The 16,854-nt window shown below is 43.2% G+C and carries 16 protein-coding genes; 14 read left to right on the top strand and 2 right to left on the bottom strand.

Annotated elements, in window-relative coordinates; all coding sequences use genetic code 11:
- The first annotated feature begins 1 nt into the window (after window position 1).
- The 10 genes from KAU88_00970 to KAU88_00925 all read left to right on the top strand — a co-directional run bounded on the left by KAU88_00970 (window position 2) and on the right by KAU88_00925 (window position 11,162).
- Window positions 2–1,000, top strand: a complete 999-nt coding sequence (locus tag KAU88_00970; protein MCK4477089.1) for a ribose 1,5-bisphosphate isomerase — start codon at window positions 2–4, stop codon at window positions 998–1,000.
- Window positions 1,001–1,076: 76 nt separating this feature from the next.
- A complete protein-coding gene (locus tag KAU88_00965) occupies window positions 1,077–1,508 on the top strand; it encodes a CBS domain-containing protein (GenBank protein ID MCK4477088.1) in 432 nt (143 codons plus the stop codon).
- A gap of 99 nt (window positions 1,509–1,607) precedes the next feature.
- The gene (gene pdhA, locus KAU88_00960) at window positions 1,608–2,546 is read left to right on the top strand and encodes a pyruvate dehydrogenase (acetyl-transferring) E1 component subunit alpha (GenBank protein MCK4477087.1); all 939 of its coding nucleotides are present in this window, start codon (window positions 1,608–1,610) and stop codon (window positions 2,544–2,546) included.
- Between the two features lie 14 nt (window positions 2,547–2,560).
- Window positions 2,561–3,544, top strand: coding sequence for an alpha-ketoacid dehydrogenase subunit beta (locus KAU88_00955; protein MCK4477086.1), 984 nt, complete (start codon window positions 2,561–2,563; stop codon window positions 3,542–3,544).
- 6 nt (window positions 3,545–3,550) lie between these two features.
- Window positions 3,551–4,687, top strand: a complete 1,137-nt coding sequence (locus KAU88_00950) for a 2-oxo acid dehydrogenase subunit E2 (protein MCK4477085.1) — start codon at window positions 3,551–3,553, stop codon at window positions 4,685–4,687.
- Window positions 4,688–4,832: 145 nt separating this feature from the next.
- Window positions 4,833–5,861, top strand: a complete 1,029-nt coding sequence (locus KAU88_00945; protein MCK4477084.1) for a zinc-dependent dehydrogenase — start codon at window positions 4,833–4,835, stop codon at window positions 5,859–5,861.
- A complete protein-coding gene (locus KAU88_00940) occupies window positions 5,851–6,894 on the top strand; it encodes a zinc-binding dehydrogenase (protein MCK4477083.1) in 1,044 nt (347 codons plus the stop codon). The genes KAU88_00945 and KAU88_00940 overlap by 11 nt, the downstream gene beginning before the upstream one ends.
- Window positions 6,895–7,036: 142 nt before the next feature.
- On the top strand, window positions 7,037–8,659 hold the full coding sequence (locus tag KAU88_00935) for a CTP synthase (protein ID MCK4477082.1): 1,623 nt from the start codon (window positions 7,037–7,039) through the stop codon (window positions 8,657–8,659).
- A gap of 96 nt (window positions 8,660–8,755) precedes the next feature.
- Window positions 8,756–9,838 carry a flippase-like domain-containing protein gene (locus KAU88_00930; GenBank protein ID MCK4477081.1) on the top strand — a complete coding sequence of 361 codons (1,083 nt, stop codon included), beginning with the start codon at window positions 8,756–8,758 and terminating at the stop codon, window positions 9,836–9,838.
- Window positions 9,813–11,162 carry a hypothetical protein gene (locus tag KAU88_00925; protein ID MCK4477080.1) on the top strand — a complete coding sequence of 450 codons (1,350 nt, stop codon included), beginning with the start codon at window positions 9,813–9,815 and terminating at the stop codon, window positions 11,160–11,162. Before KAU88_00930 ends, KAU88_00925 begins: the two co-directional genes overlap by 26 nt.
- Window positions 11,163–11,194: 32 nt before the next feature.
- Here KAU88_00925 and KAU88_00920 read toward each other — a convergent pair whose 3' ends face one another.
- The gene (locus tag KAU88_00920; GenBank protein ID MCK4477079.1) at window positions 11,195–11,953 is read right to left on the bottom strand and encodes an AAA family ATPase; all 759 of its coding nucleotides are present in this window, start codon (window positions 11,951–11,953) and stop codon (window positions 11,195–11,197) included.
- Window positions 11,954–12,142: 189 nt separating this feature from the next.
- Here KAU88_00920 and KAU88_00915 point away from each other — a divergent pair, with 189 nt between their 5' ends.
- The 4 genes from KAU88_00915 (at window position 12,143) to KAU88_00900 (ending at window position 16,460) form a co-directional block, all read left to right on the top strand.
- Window positions 12,143–13,366: a hypothetical protein gene (locus tag KAU88_00915; GenBank protein MCK4477078.1), complete on the top strand. Its 1,224-nt coding sequence runs from the start codon at window positions 12,143–12,145 to the stop codon at window positions 13,364–13,366.
- A 235-nt stretch (window positions 13,367–13,601) separates the two neighbouring features.
- Complete coding sequence (locus KAU88_00910) at window positions 13,602–14,750, top strand: MFS transporter (GenBank protein ID MCK4477077.1); 1,149 nt, start codon at window positions 13,602–13,604, stop codon at window positions 14,748–14,750.
- Complete coding sequence (locus KAU88_00905) at window positions 14,725–15,342, top strand: ECF transporter S component (GenBank protein MCK4477076.1); 618 nt, start codon at window positions 14,725–14,727, stop codon at window positions 15,340–15,342. The genes KAU88_00910 and KAU88_00905 overlap by 26 nt, the downstream gene beginning before the upstream one ends.
- A gap of 110 nt (window positions 15,343–15,452) precedes the next feature.
- Window positions 15,453–16,460 (top strand): AIR synthase family protein, encoded by a 1,008-nt coding sequence (locus KAU88_00900; GenBank protein MCK4477075.1) that lies wholly within the window; start codon window positions 15,453–15,455, stop codon window positions 16,458–16,460.
- 6 nt (window positions 16,461–16,466) lie between these two features.
- Here KAU88_00900 and KAU88_00895 read toward each other — a convergent pair.
- A partial coding sequence (locus tag KAU88_00895; GenBank protein MCK4477074.1) for a hypothetical protein occupies window positions 16,467–16,854 on the bottom strand: 388 nt, incomplete at its 5' end.

The following is a 16,854-nucleotide window of genomic DNA, read 5'->3' as shown; positions in this document are numbered from 1 at the left end:
AATGCTAAAAGCTAATGAGAAAGTCAATGAAATCGCTCGCGACATGAAAAGAATGAAAATACGTGGCGCAGGAAAAATTGCAAGGTCCGCTGCTGAAGCGCTACTTATAACAGCTCAACAGTCTACAGCTAAGAAATCTTCAACTTTGGTTAAGGAACTTGAGGTTTCAGCAAAACTCCTTCTAAACACGCGACCAACAGCAGTATCACTACCGAATAGCATACGCTACATTATGTTTAGAGTTAGGGAAGCTCAAAAAAGAGAGGTAGAATTGGAAGACTTACGACAAATTGTTCTGAAGACTGCGACGGATTTCATTCAAAATTCAATGAAAGCCGTGAAACGCATTGGTGAAATCGGTGCTAGGCGAGTAGAGGATGGCGATTTAATCGTGACCCACTGCAACAGCGCTGTAGTCACGGCGGTGCTTAAAACAGCCTTTAGTCAAGGCAAGCACTTCAAAGTTTTTGTATGTGAAACGAGACCTCGCTTTCAAGGAAGAATAACTGCTAAAGCGTTGAGTGACATTGGAATACCTACCTCGTTAATTGTTGACGGAGCGGCTCACTTTTTTATGGCAAAAATGGACAAGGCGATTGTTGGAGCTGATGCAGTAGCCGCTAATGGTGCTGTTGTAAACAAGATCGGAACTTCGATGGTGGCTTTGGCTGCACACGAATCAAGAGTTCTATTCTTTGTTGCTGCAGAAACCTACAAGTTCAGTCCAGAAACTATGCTGGGGCAGCTTGTGAAGATAGAAGAGCGTAATTCTTCAGAAGTTATATCAGAAAAGGAACTTAAAAAAATGCCAAATGTCACAGTGCGGAATCCTTCATTTGACGTGACCCCTCCAGAACATATTGACCTTATCATTACGGAAAGAGGAATCATACCGCCTCAAGCAGCCATTATGATAATCAAGGAAGAGTTCGGTTCTATAACAGCTGACGAGTTGATGGAGTACCAAACATACCGGTTGGCAGATGAGAACGAACTTTGAACTTAATTCTATGTAAAAGCACTTAAGGAAGTGATTCAGAGTTATCGTTAAACTAGATGTTGGGAGGGACAGGTGAATGGCTGGAATAGTTATTGTTAGAGACGTAATGACAAAAGAAGTAAAAGTTGTCAGACCTGACACGCTTGTTAAAGAGGTTGTAGCTACAATGAACAAGTTTAACATAGGCTCTATTGTTGTCGTGCAGAGCAACCGCCCAGTGGGCATAATTACTGAACGCGACATTCTTCGAAGGATTGTCGAACCGTGCTTAGCGCCAGAAGCTTTGCGTGCTAGGGAAGTTATGAGTAGCCCCGTAATAACTATTCGCGACATGGCTAGCATCGATGAAGCCGCGAATATTATGGCGAGGAAAAGAATTAAAAGGCTTCTTGTTACGGATAACGAGAGACTTGTTGGAATACTCACATTCACTGATATAGTAACACAAGTGCCCAATATGCTAGGGATCCTAGAGGAGCTTGTAAGACCCCAGCACCGTTCATACTAGCCTTCGCCAACTGTTTCTCATTTTAGAGTTTTTATATGTAAGATAGCAGTGTTTCTAAAGGATAGACTATAGGAGAAACGGGATTTGAACAGAAACAAAATGATTGAACTGTACCGTAAAATGTTAGAAATCAGGTTTTTTGAAGAAAAAGTCTTCGAGTTGTACGGAGAGAACCTCGTGCCCGGCACTATCCACCTCTATGCAGGAGAGGAAGCTGTAGCCGTTGGCGTATGTGCGAACCTGCGAAAAGATGATTATGTCGTAAGTACCCATCGAGGCCATGGACACTGTATAGCGAAAGGCGCTAGACTGGATAGGATTATGGCTGAGATTTTGGGGAAAAAAACTGGGTATTGCAAGGGAAAGGGCGGTTCTATGCACATAGCAGATTTTAGCATAGGCATTTTAGGAGCAACCGCAGTAGTAGGCGCAGGAATTCCAATAGCTACTGGGGCGGGGCTTTCCATAAAGCTAAGGGGCACGGACCAAGTAACTGCAGGCTTCTTCGGCGATGGCGCCTCAAACCAAGGAACCTTCCATGAAGGCGTTAACATGGCGGCTATTTGGAAACTTCCTGTTTTATTCATATGCGAAAACAACCTCTACGCCATGGGAACTCGCCAAACCCAAGTCATGCTTATAAAGGATATTGCAAAAAGAGCCGCTGCGTATGGAATTCCCGGCGTCTCGGTAGACGGAAACGACGTTATAGCAGTTTACGAAGCTGCACAGGAAGCAGTTAGAAGGGGAAGATATGGTGATGGCCCTACGCTAATAGAATGTAAAACATATAGACATAAAGGGCATTCCCGCTTTGATCCCGCAGCCTACAGACAGAAAGAAGAAGTTGAAGAGTGGCTTAAGAAGGACCCGATTCGTAGATTGAAGCAGCGGCTTCTGGAAAATGGGGATGTTTCAGCTGCAGAGGCAAAGCAGATAGAAAAGGAAGTGTCTGAAGTTGTGGAAGCTGCTGTCAAGTTCGCCATCAATAGCCCCTTTCCAGCACCCGAAGAAGCTTTAGAAGATGTCTATGCATAGAGGAAGGCTAGGAAATGCGAGAGATAACTTACAGAGATTCACTTCGCGAAGCATTGTTGGAAGAGATGCAACGAGACAAAACAGTGTTTCTGTTGGGTGAGGATATAGGACGCTATTGGGAGGGCGCTTTCAAGGTGACTAAAGATTTAGCAAAAGAGTTCGGAGACGAACGTGTCAGAGACACTCCAATCAGCGAATCTGCTATAATAGGCGCTGCAGTAGGCGCCGCAATAACTGGCATGCGTCCCGTTGCAGAGATAATGTTCGGCGATTTAACAACCCTTGCCATGGACCAGATAGCTAACCAAGCGGCCAAGATCCGCTACATGTTTGGTGGACAAGCAAAAGTGCCACTAGTCATTAGAACTCCTTTCGGCGGAGGCGTCAACATTGCAGCTCATCACTCCCAAAGTCTTGAAGCGTGGTTTATGCATGTGCCAGGACTGTTTGTCGCAGTTCCCTCAACGCCTTACGACGCGAAAGGACTGTTAAAGACAGCGATAAGAGGCGACAACCCGGTAGTGTTTTGCGAGCACAAGCTTCTCTATCCAACCAAAGGCTTGATACCTGAAGAGGATTATACAATCCCGTTCGGCACTGCCGATATTAAAAGAGAAGGGGAAGACGTAACAGTAGTTGCTACCATGTTTATGGTTCACAAAGCTTTGGAGGCAGCAAAAACGCTTGAGAAAGAGGGGTTAAGTGTAGAGGTTGTTGATCCGCGGACGCTTGTTCCTTTAGACAAAGAAGTCATAATAAGCTCGGTGAAAAAAACGGGACGCTTAGTTGTTGTAAGCGAAGACTGCAAAACTGCTGGGGTGACCGCGGAGATTGCAGCTGTGGTGGCCGAGGAAGCGATAGACTATCTTGATGCACCAATAAAACGAGTAGCTGAGCCAGACACGCCAATTCCCTTCAGTCCACCACTAGAAAAATATGTTATACCCGACGAAAAGACCATAATAAAAGCTGTAAAAAAAATCGCCAAAAAGGAATGAACAATCTTGGTTACAAAAATCGTCATGCCCCGCCTTAGCCTAACAATGAAAACTGGCAGTGTAATCCAATGGTTCAAAAAGGAAGGTGAAGCAGTCCAGAAAGGCGAGCCCGTGGTTGAGGTGCTTTCCGAAAAAGTCACATACGACGTTGAAGCACTGGAAAGCGGAGTCCTTCGAAAAATCTTAGCTGAGGAAGGCGTTGAAGTACCTGTGGGCGCTACACTAGCCTTCATAGCAGCACCTGACGAAAAATTGCCAGATGTGGAAGCTGTAGCAGAGACTCCGCAACCTAAATTTGTCGAAGAGGCGGTGGCAAAGAAGCAAACAGAGACTGCCGTAGTCAGAGAACGTGTTTTGGCATCACCTGCAGCAAAAAGAATGGCAAGAGAATACGATGTCAATTTGACACAAGTACAAGGTACTGGTCCAGAAGGAAGGATTGTAGAAGAAGATGTTAAACGTTTCATAGAAGAGAAAACCGAGCCAATGCCACGGATAAAAGAGATAGTTCCTTTAACAGGTATTAGGAAAACTACTGCAGAGCGTGTTGCTTCCAGTTTTCAAACTGCACCTCACAGCTTCATTATTATGGATGTTGATATGACGGAAGCTGTAAAACTACGAGAAAAGACTCAAGCTTCTTACACAGCGATACTGGTTTATGCAGTAGCAAGGGCTTTACGTGGACAGCCAATGGTAAACTCCACGCTGATGGAAGGAAAAATTCAGGTTTATGACGACATCAATATAGGTATAGCTGTTTCCACTGAGAAAGGGTTAGTTGTTCCAGTTATGCGGAATGCGGATAAAAAACAGCTTGCCCAAATATCTTCCGAGTTAGGAAAATTGGCTGAGAAAGCAAGAGAAGGTAGGATGTCAAAGGAACAATTAACTGGTGGAACCTTCACAGTGACAAATCTTGGGATGTATGGTGTGAACACTTTCTTGCCAATAATCAACCCTCCTGAAGCTGCAATACTTGCAGCTGGTTGTACGATGGAGAAACCGGTTGTCGCAAATAAGGGGATTACAGTCAAGCCCGTAATGACACTTACGCTTGCATATGACCACCGAATAATAGACGGTGCACCTGCATCAATATTTTTGAGAAAAGTAAAAGAGATAATTGAAATGGGAAATTGAAGTAAGGAACCACTGATTAAGACATCGAAAAATGACTTAGTGCTCTATTTTTGTGTTCAGGTTTAGATAGATAGAAGAAGAAAAAACCTCTCTCTTGGAAAAATTTTAAGTGCATCACAGCCTTTCTCAAACCCAGTGACATCTTATGAAAGCCATCACGTACTACAGCCTCGACAACATACTAATCGAAGACACATCCATACCCAAAATTGGCGCCCAAGAAGCTCTAGTAGAGATGAAGGCATGCGGAGTATGCGGCTCCGACTTGATGGAATGGTACCTAAAAACACGTGTACCCCTAGTGCTCGGACACGAGCCATCAGGCGTAATAGCTAAAGTTGGCAGCAAGGTAGAAGGATTCGAGGTAGGTGACAGAGTTTTCACCCACCACCATGTCGCATGTTTAACCTGCCACTACTGCAGACGCGGAGCTTACACCTTATGTGAACAGTTCGCTAAAACTCATCTGGACCCAGGTGGCTTCGCGGAATACTACAAAGTCCCAGCGCCAAACCTTCAAGTAGACACGGTAAAAATCCCCCACGAACTCTCCTTCGAAGAAGCAACCCTCATCGAACCAGTAGGATGTTGCATACGCGCCCTAAATAAATGTGGCATCCAAGCGTCAGATTCGGCTGTAGTTGTGGGAGCTGGACCTTCAGGAATCATTTTTGCGATGCTCCTGCGAATTTTCGGTGCAAGCCAAGTTATAGCTACGGATTTTGTCGATTATAGACTGAAGGCAGCTAAGCGTTTAGGTGCAGATTTAACGGTTAACCCGGAAGCCGAAAGCCTTATGGATGTAGTCAAGAAAGCGACTGACGGACATGGCGCAGATGTAGTAGTTGTCACTGCACCTAACGTCAATGCCTATCTTGCCGGGATAGAACTGTGCCGCAAAGGAGGAACGCTATGCATTTTTGCCCCCACACAGCCAGAAGATTTTATGCGGTTAAGTCTGAACAAACTGTTCTTCTCCGAAATTAAGCTGGTGCCATCTTACTCAACATCACACATAGAGACCAGAATTGCCCTAAAACTCATTCAAACAAAAAGAATCAACGCAAAAAAGCTAATAACACACAGATTTCCGTTAAGCAAAACCGCAGAGGCGTTTCAAATAGCAGCAAGAAGCAAAGAATGCATAAAAGTTGTGGTGTTAAATGAGCGGTGAGAAAATGAAAGCAGCGATGCTGTATGGCATAAAGGATCTTCGAGTCGAAGATGTCGAAAGGCCGCAGATAGGCGCTGGAGAAGTTCTAGTCAAGATTGAAACCGCAACAACTTGCGGTACAGATTTGAAGATTTTTCAGAGAGGATACGTGGAGAAAGTAATTACGTTGCCGACAATTTTTGGGCATGAATGGGCTGGCATTGTTGTAGAGATTGGTGAAGGTGTAACCTGGCCTAAGGAGGGCATGCGGATTCGAGCGGGAAACAGTGCTCCTTGTCTGCGGTGTAAGATGTGCCAGAAGGGAAGATATAACTTGTGCGAAGATATGCTTTGGCTCTGGGGTGCCTACGCCGAATATATTCGAGTTCCAGCTCGCACAATTTTGGTCAATACGCAGGAAATTCCCCCCCACGTCACTTATGAAGAAGCTGCAATAACCGAGCCTTTGGCTTGTGTTCTCCATGGCGCTGAAGAAGCCGGTATAAAGCTTGGCGACACTGTAGCGATAATTGGCGCAGGACCAATCGGTCTTCTCCATCTGCTTACTGCTAAGAAACTCGGTACAGAAAGGATAATCATAAGCGATTTGCTCGAAGAAAGACTTGAGTTTGCCAGAAAACTTGGAGCAAGCGAAACAATAAACGCCAAAACTGAAGATACTGTGGACAGAGTCAAGCAACTAACAAACGGTCACGGCGCAGATGTAGTAGTAGAAGCTATAGGTTTGCCCGCTACGTGGGAGCAAGCATTGAAAATGGTGTGTAAAGGCGGTACCGTGCTTGAATTTGGCGGTTGCCTACCTGGAACCGAAATTAGGATGAGTACTGAGTTGTTGCATTATGGAGAAGTAACTGTGAGGGGCGCCTTCCACGCAACCCCTATACATTTTAAGAAAGCGTTGAACCTTATAGCGTCTGGAACATTAAATGTAAAGCCGCTCATCACTAGGCGAATGCCATTGGAAGAAATTCGAAAAGCATTTTGGGGTCTCGCCACGTCAAAAGCTGACGTAAAAATTTCTATAATTCCCTGAGAACCTTAAGTGATAGGGTCTTTCAAAATTTAATGTGTGCCACAGTCCCAGTCATCAAATAGTGAACATGGTTTTTTCACGACACAAAGAGTTTAAATGCTAAGTTTTGCGTATGCTTTTGTTATTGCGAGGCCGCAGAAGTATGGTAAAATACATTTTCATTACTGGCGGCGTGCTTTCTTCCGTAGGTAAAGGCATTGTCACATCCTCGGCCGGGAAGATGCTGCAAACCAGAGGCGTCAAAGTCACAGCTATTAAGGTTGATCCATACGTGAACGTTGATGCAGGCACCATGAATCCATATATGCACGGCGAAGTCTACGTCACAGATGATGGGGGAGAAACCGACCTCGATTTAGGCTGGTACGAAAGATTCTTAGACTTAAACCTGACCATGAACAACAATGTTACAACAGGTATGGTTTATCAGACAGTGATTAAGAAAGAACGAAGAGGTGATTATCTTGGTCATTGCGTCCAAATAGTCCCCCACGTTACAGATGAAATTAAACGACGAATTCGAAATGTAGCCAAAAAGTCTAAGGTAGATGTTGTGTTAACTGAGTGCGGCGGCACTGTAGGCGACATAGAAGGCTTACCATTTCTCGAAGCCATAAGGCAGATGCGCCTCGAAGAAGGATATGAAAACACTCTTTACATTCACGTGGCGTTGGTTCCACTACTTGACGTTACAGGAGAGATGAAAACCAAACCGTTACAGCATAGTGTAAACGAACTCCGCCGCATCGGTATACAACCAGACACGATCGTGGCGCGGTCAAGAAGAATGATCGACGCCGAAGCAAGGCGAAAAATCGCTCTTTTCGGAACTATACCCGAAAACGCTGTTTTCTGCTCTTATAACGTTCAATCCATCTACGAGGTTCCGCTGATATTAGATGAGCAAGGGATGGGTGATTTCATACAAGACCGTTTACATATCCCCGAGCAGAAACCTAAATGGAACAAATGGAAAGAATTCGTCAACGCCATTTTGAAACCACGTTATGAAATCAAAATTGTGTTAGTTGGCAAATATACCGGTTTAGCAGATAGCTATGTAAGCATGAATGAAGCGTTTAGACATGCTGGTGCAGAATTTCAAATCAGCGTATCGGTGGACCATATAGAAGCAGAGAAGTTCAAAAAACACCCAGAAAAGCTTGTGACACTCAAAAATTATGATGGCGTATTCATCCCCTACGGCTTCGGTCCAAGAGGTGCTGAAGGTAAAATCGCTGCCATCCAGTTTGCAAGAGAAAACAACATACCATTTTTAGGAATATGCTACGGTTTCCAACTGGCAGTGGTGGAATTTGCTAGACATGTATGTGGACTCGATGCAAATAGTACCGAAATCAATTCATCCACGGCTTTCCCTGTGATTTACCTCATGCCAGAGCAGCATGGAGTAGATATAAAGGGAGCCACAATGCGGCTTGGCGCTCACAAAATAATTGTTCACAAAGAAACCTTAGCTTACTCTTTATACAAATCTGAAGAGATTTACGAACGCCACCGCCACAGATACGAGGTCAACCCAGAACATAGACCCACCTTGGAGAAACATGGCTTAGTCTTTTCAGGCAGAAGTGTTGACGGTAGAAGAATGGAAATCTTGGAACTGACAAAAAAATTCTTCTTTTTTGCGTCTCAATTTCATGGAGAATTCAAAAGTCGTCCCGCTAAACCCGATCCAGAATATTATGGGTTCGTAAAAGCTTGTCTAGATAAAAAACTTGGAAGAGCTAAAGTAGAGTTTTAAAGTATATTTGAGTATGAGAATAATGCTAGGATATTTAGTGAATACAATATATAGAAGAGCTACTGCCTTTACTCTTCATGTTGGATGCCGTGGTAGATGAACGAAAGACGTAGAATACTGTTGAAAACTGTTCCTCTTCTCGTAATTGGTCTTTTGGCTTTCGTTCTTTACTTAATCCTATTCGTCAATATCCCAGAAATGATAGGTGTAATTCAACGCGCGAATATGCTAATTTACTCTTTAGCTGCATTAGTGCTCATCGTGGAAACGTTCTTTTTCACTTTGACTTGGCAATACCTCTTACTGCCTTTGTCAATTAAAATTCCTCTAAAAAAGACTTTTGCGTATGTGTGGATTGGCATGTTTACTGATCTTCTTATTCCAGCGGAATCTGTTAGCGGAGAGATAACTAAAGCCTATTTAATGTCAAAAGAGCCAAATGTCAATTCGGGGAAGGTTATTGCCTCTCTTGTCAGTCAACGAATGTTAGGCACAATTACGACTATTGTCGCCCTCCTCTTAGGCTTTCTGGGGTTACTGTCCCTTAATTATTCTGTTTCAGGTTTAATGCTTCAAATACTCGTAACTATGACTGCCCTAAGTGCAGTTGCCTTCGTATTCTTGGTGATAATTTGTGTCAAGGAGAAATTGACAGAGCGGTTGATTAACGCTGTAATGCGTTTTGTAGAGCGTGTCTCAAGAGGACGTTTTAAACTGGAACATTTTCAAACTACAATAGTTGACGCGCTAAGAGGTTTCTATAAATCGTTAAGAATTTTTAGTTCGACCCCAGCAAAACTGATTCCGCCAATATTCTTTTATGTTCTGACATGGCTTTCTAGCATTGCTATTGTTTTCCTAGTTTTCGTTTCAATAGGTTACTTGGAGCCAAATATACCAATTCTTTTGCTGAAAATAGTTGTTATCTATACTCTTATGATTGCAATAAAATCAATTCCTATAGGTGTCCCCGCTGAGGTAGGACTACCCGACATTATCATGATAACGCTGTTTGTTCTATTTGCCATACCACCAGATACTAGCGCGGCTGCCACTATTCTCATAAGGATTTTAACTGTGTGGTTGAGATTACTTATTGGGTTCGCTGCAGTCCAATGGCTCGGTGTGAAAGGTTTGATGGAAAGTGGAGTATTTGGGAAACCGAAGGACAAGATATGAGATATACGCAGATTTATTGGACATCGTTGCAAGAAGGGGTTCCTGCCGATTAACTAGAGCCTCTTATGGTGCAAACTTGCCAGTTGACAGAGCTAAAAAGTCGTTGATTTTTCTAGCTTCAAGGGGCTTTGTCAAGGAAAAGAGTGTTGACAACTCTAAGATTTATAAGATCACAAAACGCGGCCTAGAGTATTTAGACACTTTCAAGCAAATGCGCAAGCTTTTTGCAGCTCTGGATGAAAAAATCTTGCCTGTGCGGGCACGCATACAAGCAAAACTAATTCTTAGAGAAAATGAGGTAAAAATTGGCGAAGATGTCAACTTAGAAATAGAGATGGTCAATACAGGAGACGCACCGGCCATCTTGGTTAAAGTTGAGGGATTTCTCCCAGCAGGTTTCGAGTTAGTTGCCAAACCAGATTTCTGTGACTTCGAGGACAGAGATCTTGACATGAACGGAAAAAGACTTGACCCACTAATGACCGAAGAAATCAGACTTACCCTAAGGTCTCTTAACAAAGGTACATTTGCAGTAAAGCCAAAAATTGATTACGCAGATGAAACTGGGCACCAAATGTTCTGTGAGCTCGAACCTGTAAAGATTAACATCTTGGATGCTGGTCTTCCCAGTCGTATTAGAACAGGATATAAAGATCTCGATAACTCTCTTCTCGGTGGGATCCCTGAAAATTTTGCGGTTATATTAACCTCAATTTCCTGTGATGAAAGGGATCTACTGATTAAAAGATTTCTTGAAACAGGAGCAAAAGAAAGGCAAATCACGTTTTACATTACTAGAGAGGCTAGCGGAATAAAAACCCTCGCAGAAGAATTTCGGTCAAACTTCTACCTGTTTATATGCAATCCCCAAGCAGACACAATCATCAAAGACTTACCTAATGTATTCAAATTGAAGGGTGTGGAAAACCTTACTGATATTAACATTGCCTTAACCTCAGCTTTCCGTAAACTCGACACTTCCCAAAAGGGCCAAAGAAGGGCTTGTATCGAAATTATCTCAGACGTTTTGCTTCGGCATCACGCTGTTCAAACCAGAAGATGGTTAACTGGGCTTATCCCAGAGTTGAGGTCAAAAGGGTTCACCACTCTGGCTGTGATGAATCCTCAGATGCATGCTTCGGAAGACGTTCAAGCAATTCTAGGTCTGTTTGAAGGAGAGATCAGCATTTACGAGAAGAAAAGCAAAAAAGGTCTCAAAAAACACTTACGAATCAAGAAAATGTATAATCAAAGATATCTAGAGCGTGAAATACCTCTGATAAAAGAGAAACTGCAGATACGAAAGGAAAGAAAGCAGCTATAAGGTCTTAACCGCTTAGTTCAGAGTTTATGAACCTACTTTTCCCCGAATAGCGGCATGTTGGGAAAGACCTCAATGCCATTCGGACCTATTGAATATGGTACAAGACTCGGGTTGACCTTGGCTTCTCTCATCTTTTCGACTTGTATCGCTCTCGTTGTAGTCGCTCCTGAAAATAGAGTTTGCATCATGATAACTCCGTGAACCAAGAATTCTTCTTCTAAAGCATTTCGTTCCAAGCTCAATTGACTTAATTCAGTGGTCACAAGGTTGGTAACTCCCAAATCCGCCAGTGATCCAATCAAATCCATAACTGCGGTCCTTCGCTCTGCAGGATCTGGAAATCGGTATGTGAGTGCTGCCAAAGTGTCCACTGCAACCCTTTTCGCATTAATTGCAGAGATTTTTGCTCGCAAATTTTCGACTAGTCTATCAATGGAGAGTTGCTTACCCCGTAAGCTCTTAGATTCCTCTTTGTACAGTTTCTCCTTCAGCATAGCCACTTGCGACATTCGTGTGGCGTCTATAAAAGCGAATCGCCCCTCTTCCTCTGCCTTCTGGAAATTTTTCCCGAATTGTTGCATTTCAGAGTAGAAGTGATCCTTGCTTTCGTCTAGACTGACAAAAACGCCATTTTCTTGATTTTCATAGATTCCTTTGTGCAAAAACTGGCCGCACATAATGGTTTTTCCTGTGCCTGGTCCTCCAATAACCAAAATAACCCTGCCTTCAGGAAACCCACCGTCAACCAGTTCGTCTAGACCTGGAATCCCAGTACGAACCTTTTTTGACAAATATCTCACCTGATAACTTTAGATAGCTTTTCGTGAATATTTATAGATTATGCTCGCGTGTGTGAAAAATCACAGGACAAACTGTAATATCTCTTCATAGTCACAAATTGTGACTACAATATGTGTATCCTACATGTGCGTTGCCTTTTATACTCACGATTGTGCTACCTACATTTAGGTGAAAACGCTATGTCGGAAAACGTTATTCCTTCAAGAAGCACCGCTACGTTGGATGTTGTTGAGGGTGATTTGGAAGTTGGAAGGCATGTTGTAGTGAAGGGTAAAGGAACTCCGCCAAAAGTCGCTGTTTCAGGTACCATATACGTTGAGGGCGACTGTGTCTTCGAATGCAGTCTCTCAGCGGAAAATTTGGATGGCGAAGATGATGTCACTGTTAAGGGAGATCTTGAAATTAGAAACCGAGTCAATATAGAAGATGGGCGTTTAGTTATTACTGGGAATATGACTGCGAAAAAGGTAGATGTAGACAGAAGTTTGACGGTAGAGAAAAATTTTGATGTTGAAGAAGTGGAGGTTGGAGGCAGCCTCATAGTAGATGGCGCTACAACCGCTCGAAAAATAGATGTAGGTGGCACTTTCAAAGCTAAAGGCGAGGTAAAAACTGAAAACATTGACGTTGGCGGTTCGGTGAAAATTGAATCGAAGGTCGACATAAAAGATATCGACGTGGGAGGAAAAGTAGAGGTTAACGGCGGAAAAATCAACAGAGTTGATGTTGGCGGCAGTTTTGTCTCAAAGGAGTCGCTTGAATTTCAGAAGATCAGTGTTGGAGGTACAGTGAAACTTGCTGGAAAGAGCAGCGGTGGCGACATAGACGTAGGTGGCTCTTGCAAAGTTGAAGGCGATTTAAAATTTGGTGACATCGACGTTGGCGGGGTTTTTGCCATTTCTGGCTCAGCTGAAGGAGTTGACTTGAACGTGGGAGGAAAAGTACAAGTTGGCGGCAACATGAAGCTTTCTGGAAAACTCGACGTGGGAGGTATAGCAGAAATAGACCAAGAATTGACTGCCAGAAACATTGACGTGGGCGGTCGGCTACGTGCAAGAAAAGCAACTGCCCGCTCAAAAATTTCTGTAGGTGGCTCCATTGAAACCGCCGAAGGTGTCCACGCATCCTATGTCGAAATTGGACGGAGAGGCAAAGTCAAAGGACCTATAAAGGCAGATGAAGCAATGATAGGCAAAAGAGCACATGTCGAGGACGTTTACGCTAAGACAATAACAGTGGAAAGAGAGGCTAGAGCCAGAAATCTGTATGGAGAGAGTATAAGCCTAGAGTCAGGCTGCCACGTTTACGGTGAAGTTAAATACACTGAAAACTTGAGGACCGAACGAGGAGTGACCTTTGAAAAAACACCGAAGAAGGTAGACAAGCTATCTTTAGACTTATGATTTATGCCTTGAAAATCGAAGAATTGTTGGCAGTTATTGATAAGCTTAAACACGCGTTCGTGACCAGTTTTTGAGTATTTTTGCCCAGAAACAATAACTTCACTGCTCAAAGTATAAGAGTGCATGAAAGGAGACGCAAAAAACGCCGTTTGTTAAAGGTCTAAGAAAGGAATTCTCGTTCATTAAAGGCAATTACGCCGTTCTGGTGGTAAGCTGGATTCTAATAGATTTCGCCATGGAACTTCCAGCGACTTATTATTCACTTTACGTTCTTGAGCTGGGAGCAACGAAAACAGTTCTTGGTATGATTGGTCTTTTTTCATTTCTAGCTTTAGCTTCGATGCAGTTTCCAGGTGGCTACTTGGCAGATAAGTTTGGCAGAAAGTGGCTCATTTCTTCCATGACTTTCGGGGTTGCGCTTTCCTTCATTCTATACGCAGTTGCGCCTTCATGGCACTTCATATTGATTGGCGCCGTGTTAATGAGTCTGTTCAACTCAACCTATCAGCCAGCCTTGATGGCGATGATTGCTGATTCGGTGCCCTCTGAAAGAAGAGGCATGGGATTTGGCTTAATCATGCTTATAACAAGTGCTGCCACCACTCCAGGACCTTTTGTCGCAGGCATACTTTACGGTCAGTTTGGTCTGGTTCAAGGCATGAGAATAGGCTATGGCGTTGTCGTGGTTTTCTTCTTAATTGCAGCATTCCTCAGACTATTGCGATTAAAGGAAACAGTGGTAAATGCTAAAAAACCCAGCTTAAATGAACTCCTGCATAGCTATCCGATTGCCCTAAAAGAGAGCTTTGGCGTCTGGAAAACACTGCCTCGTTCAATGTTTTATCTGTTCCTTTCCGGGGTGATAACCATTTTTGGAATTGCCATGGTTCAGCTATACTTTGTCGTATACGCTGTAGAAGAGCTTCTAATAGACAAGGCCGTCTGGCCGCTCATCCTCACAGCATTGTTTGTTACGATGATAGTTCTCGCTATTCCTATAGGAAAGGCGGTGGACAAATTCAACAGAAAGCTGCCACTCTTGGGAGCATATGTAATGTTCGGGGTTTCAATGTGGCTTTACGTAAATGGAGATGTGCTAAGGCTCTTTGTTTCTCTCGTGTTGGTGGGCGCGGCGCAGGTTATGATGAACTCGGCTTTTGGTGCTTTGCAAGCTGATCTTGTTCCAAAGGAACAACGTGGGAAGGTAAATGGCTTCACTAACTTTGTAAATTTCATATTGATGGCGTTTGGCAGCCTTATTGGAGGTATCTTGTACGAGCATGTTTCTCCACAGCTGCCCTTCCTTCTTGCAATAGCTTTTACTGTCCCCGCCTTCTTTGTGACGCTTACTCTAGTTCATGAACCGGAAAAAAGAGAAGAATAAACATAACAACAGCCAAAAAGAGGTTAAAGCTGAATATGACTATGCTAAGTACATTTTTTATACGAGTTGCCTCTCATTTAAGGACATGCAAATCAACTCCATGAAAGTAACATTGATTCAAATAACGTTATGGGCAGTCATGGCAGCGCTAGTTTGTGTGGCAACTCTACTCATACGAATTCCGAATCCTATGGGAGGATATTTTAACGTTGGAGATGTGATGGTTTTTGTTAGTGCATTAACCTTCGGGCCTGTTGTTGGCGGTGTTGCTGGAGGAATAGGCTCGTCATTGGCAGATATAATTGGATTTCCGGTATTTGCAATCCCAACTTTGTTCATAAAAGGTGCAGAGGGCTTCCTTGCGGGTTTCATTACGAATAAAAAGAGTGTTTTTCGAGATATATTCGCTGTGATTGTGGCTGGAGTTGAAATGATCGTTGGATATTTCATAGTTGAAATATATCTATGGGGACCAGAGGCCGCATTGTTAGAAATCCCTGGGAATATAGGTCAAATAGTCATTGGAGGGCTTATAGGAATCCCCATAGCTGTAGTTTTACGAAAAAGATTGCCTCAAATTATGCGAAGCTAGCTAACTTTTTCGACGCACTACACATTTTAGTATTTAAGGCTCTGCTAACATGCTACTAAATAGTAACGTCAAAATAGAATGAATTTAAAGCACTATGAGGTTACGAGCATATGAAACTTCCCTATGGAAAAGTTCCGCCGGAAATCCTTAAAGAAGTAATTCTCAAACACTTAGGCTCAAAACGTAGAGAAGTTGTTGTAGGGCCATCTTACGGTTTAGATGGCGCTGTAATTGAAGTTGGAAACAAGTTACTCGTTACTTCTATGGATCCAATCACTGGTGCTTTAGAAAGAATAGGATGGCTGGCGGTAAACATAAATGCGAACGACGTAGCCACCTTCGGCGTACAACCAACCTTCTTTGCCTCCTGCCTTCTACTGCCCGAAAACGCAACAAGAAAAACTGTGAGAACCATCTGCGAACAGATAGACGTGGGAGCCAAAAAACTGGGCTTAGCCATAACTGGCGGGCACTCAGAAACCACACCTAACCTACCATTCCCAATAGTTATCGGTTGCTGCATGGGCATAACTGAAAAAGGATGTTATGTAACAGCACAGGACGCGAAAGCTGGCAACATACTGATACTCACGAAATCTGCGGGGATAGAGGGTACAGCTATTCTGGCAGCGGACAAGCACGCTCAACTTGAGAGGGAGATAGGAAAATCAACCTTAAGAAAAGCTGAAAATTTCTTCAACCACATAAGCATAGTGAAAGAAGCAATCTTGGCCTTCCAAACAGGCCACGTAACAGCAATGCATGACCCCACAGAAGGCGGAGTTGCAGGCGGAATACATGAATTGGCTGATGCCTCAAGAGTAGGGTTCAAGGTTTATGAAGAAAAGATGCCAATTGCTGAAGAAACATTGAAAATATGCGAATTCTTCCAGATTGACCCGCTGCAACTCATTGCTTCTGGGAGCCTGTTAATCGCTGTGAAAAGAAGCGCTGCCGACAAGGTTGTGAGGGTTCTTGAAAAGAACAGGATTGCCGCAATTATTATAGGTGAACTTTTTTCTTCTTCAGAGAAACGGCTCATTATACATAAAGATGGTAGTGTAAGCAAATTTATCAGACCAGTATCCGATCATCTTTGGCTAGGCTTAGAAAAATAGCTAATTCTACTGCTTTTTCAAGAATTTAAACGAGTGTCTTGGCCTTTTCAACCTTTTGATTTTTTCTCGGAGCTTTTTATAAACAAAATAGTTTCTCAAGTCTCTACAGACTTCAAACACTATATCTTCCTCGTGAGTGTGAACAACGCTGAAATCTGGATCTAAAACTATCTTGTATCCTCTTGCAAGCATTTCTAAGGTCCAGTCATAATCTTCACCGCCGTATTTTCTTGTTTCCGGGATTATGTTTAACAGATTTTCATCGAAAGGATATTCTTTCCATTTTGATTTTCGGATGATGCAATTGATTGTAGAGATCCAACTTATCGTTTTCATCTGTTCTTCAACTAGAAGAAATAGTCTCTTTTTGAATCCTTTATTTGATGGTAAGAAA

It is taken from the genome of Candidatus Bathyarchaeota archaeon, from assembly GCA_023131225.1.
In the GTDB taxonomy this organism is placed as follows: Archaea; Thermoproteota; Bathyarchaeia; order Bathyarchaeales; family SOJC01; genus JAGLZW01.
Note: the sequence above shows the minus strand (reverse complement) of the source record. Positions and strands in the feature narration are given on the sequence as shown.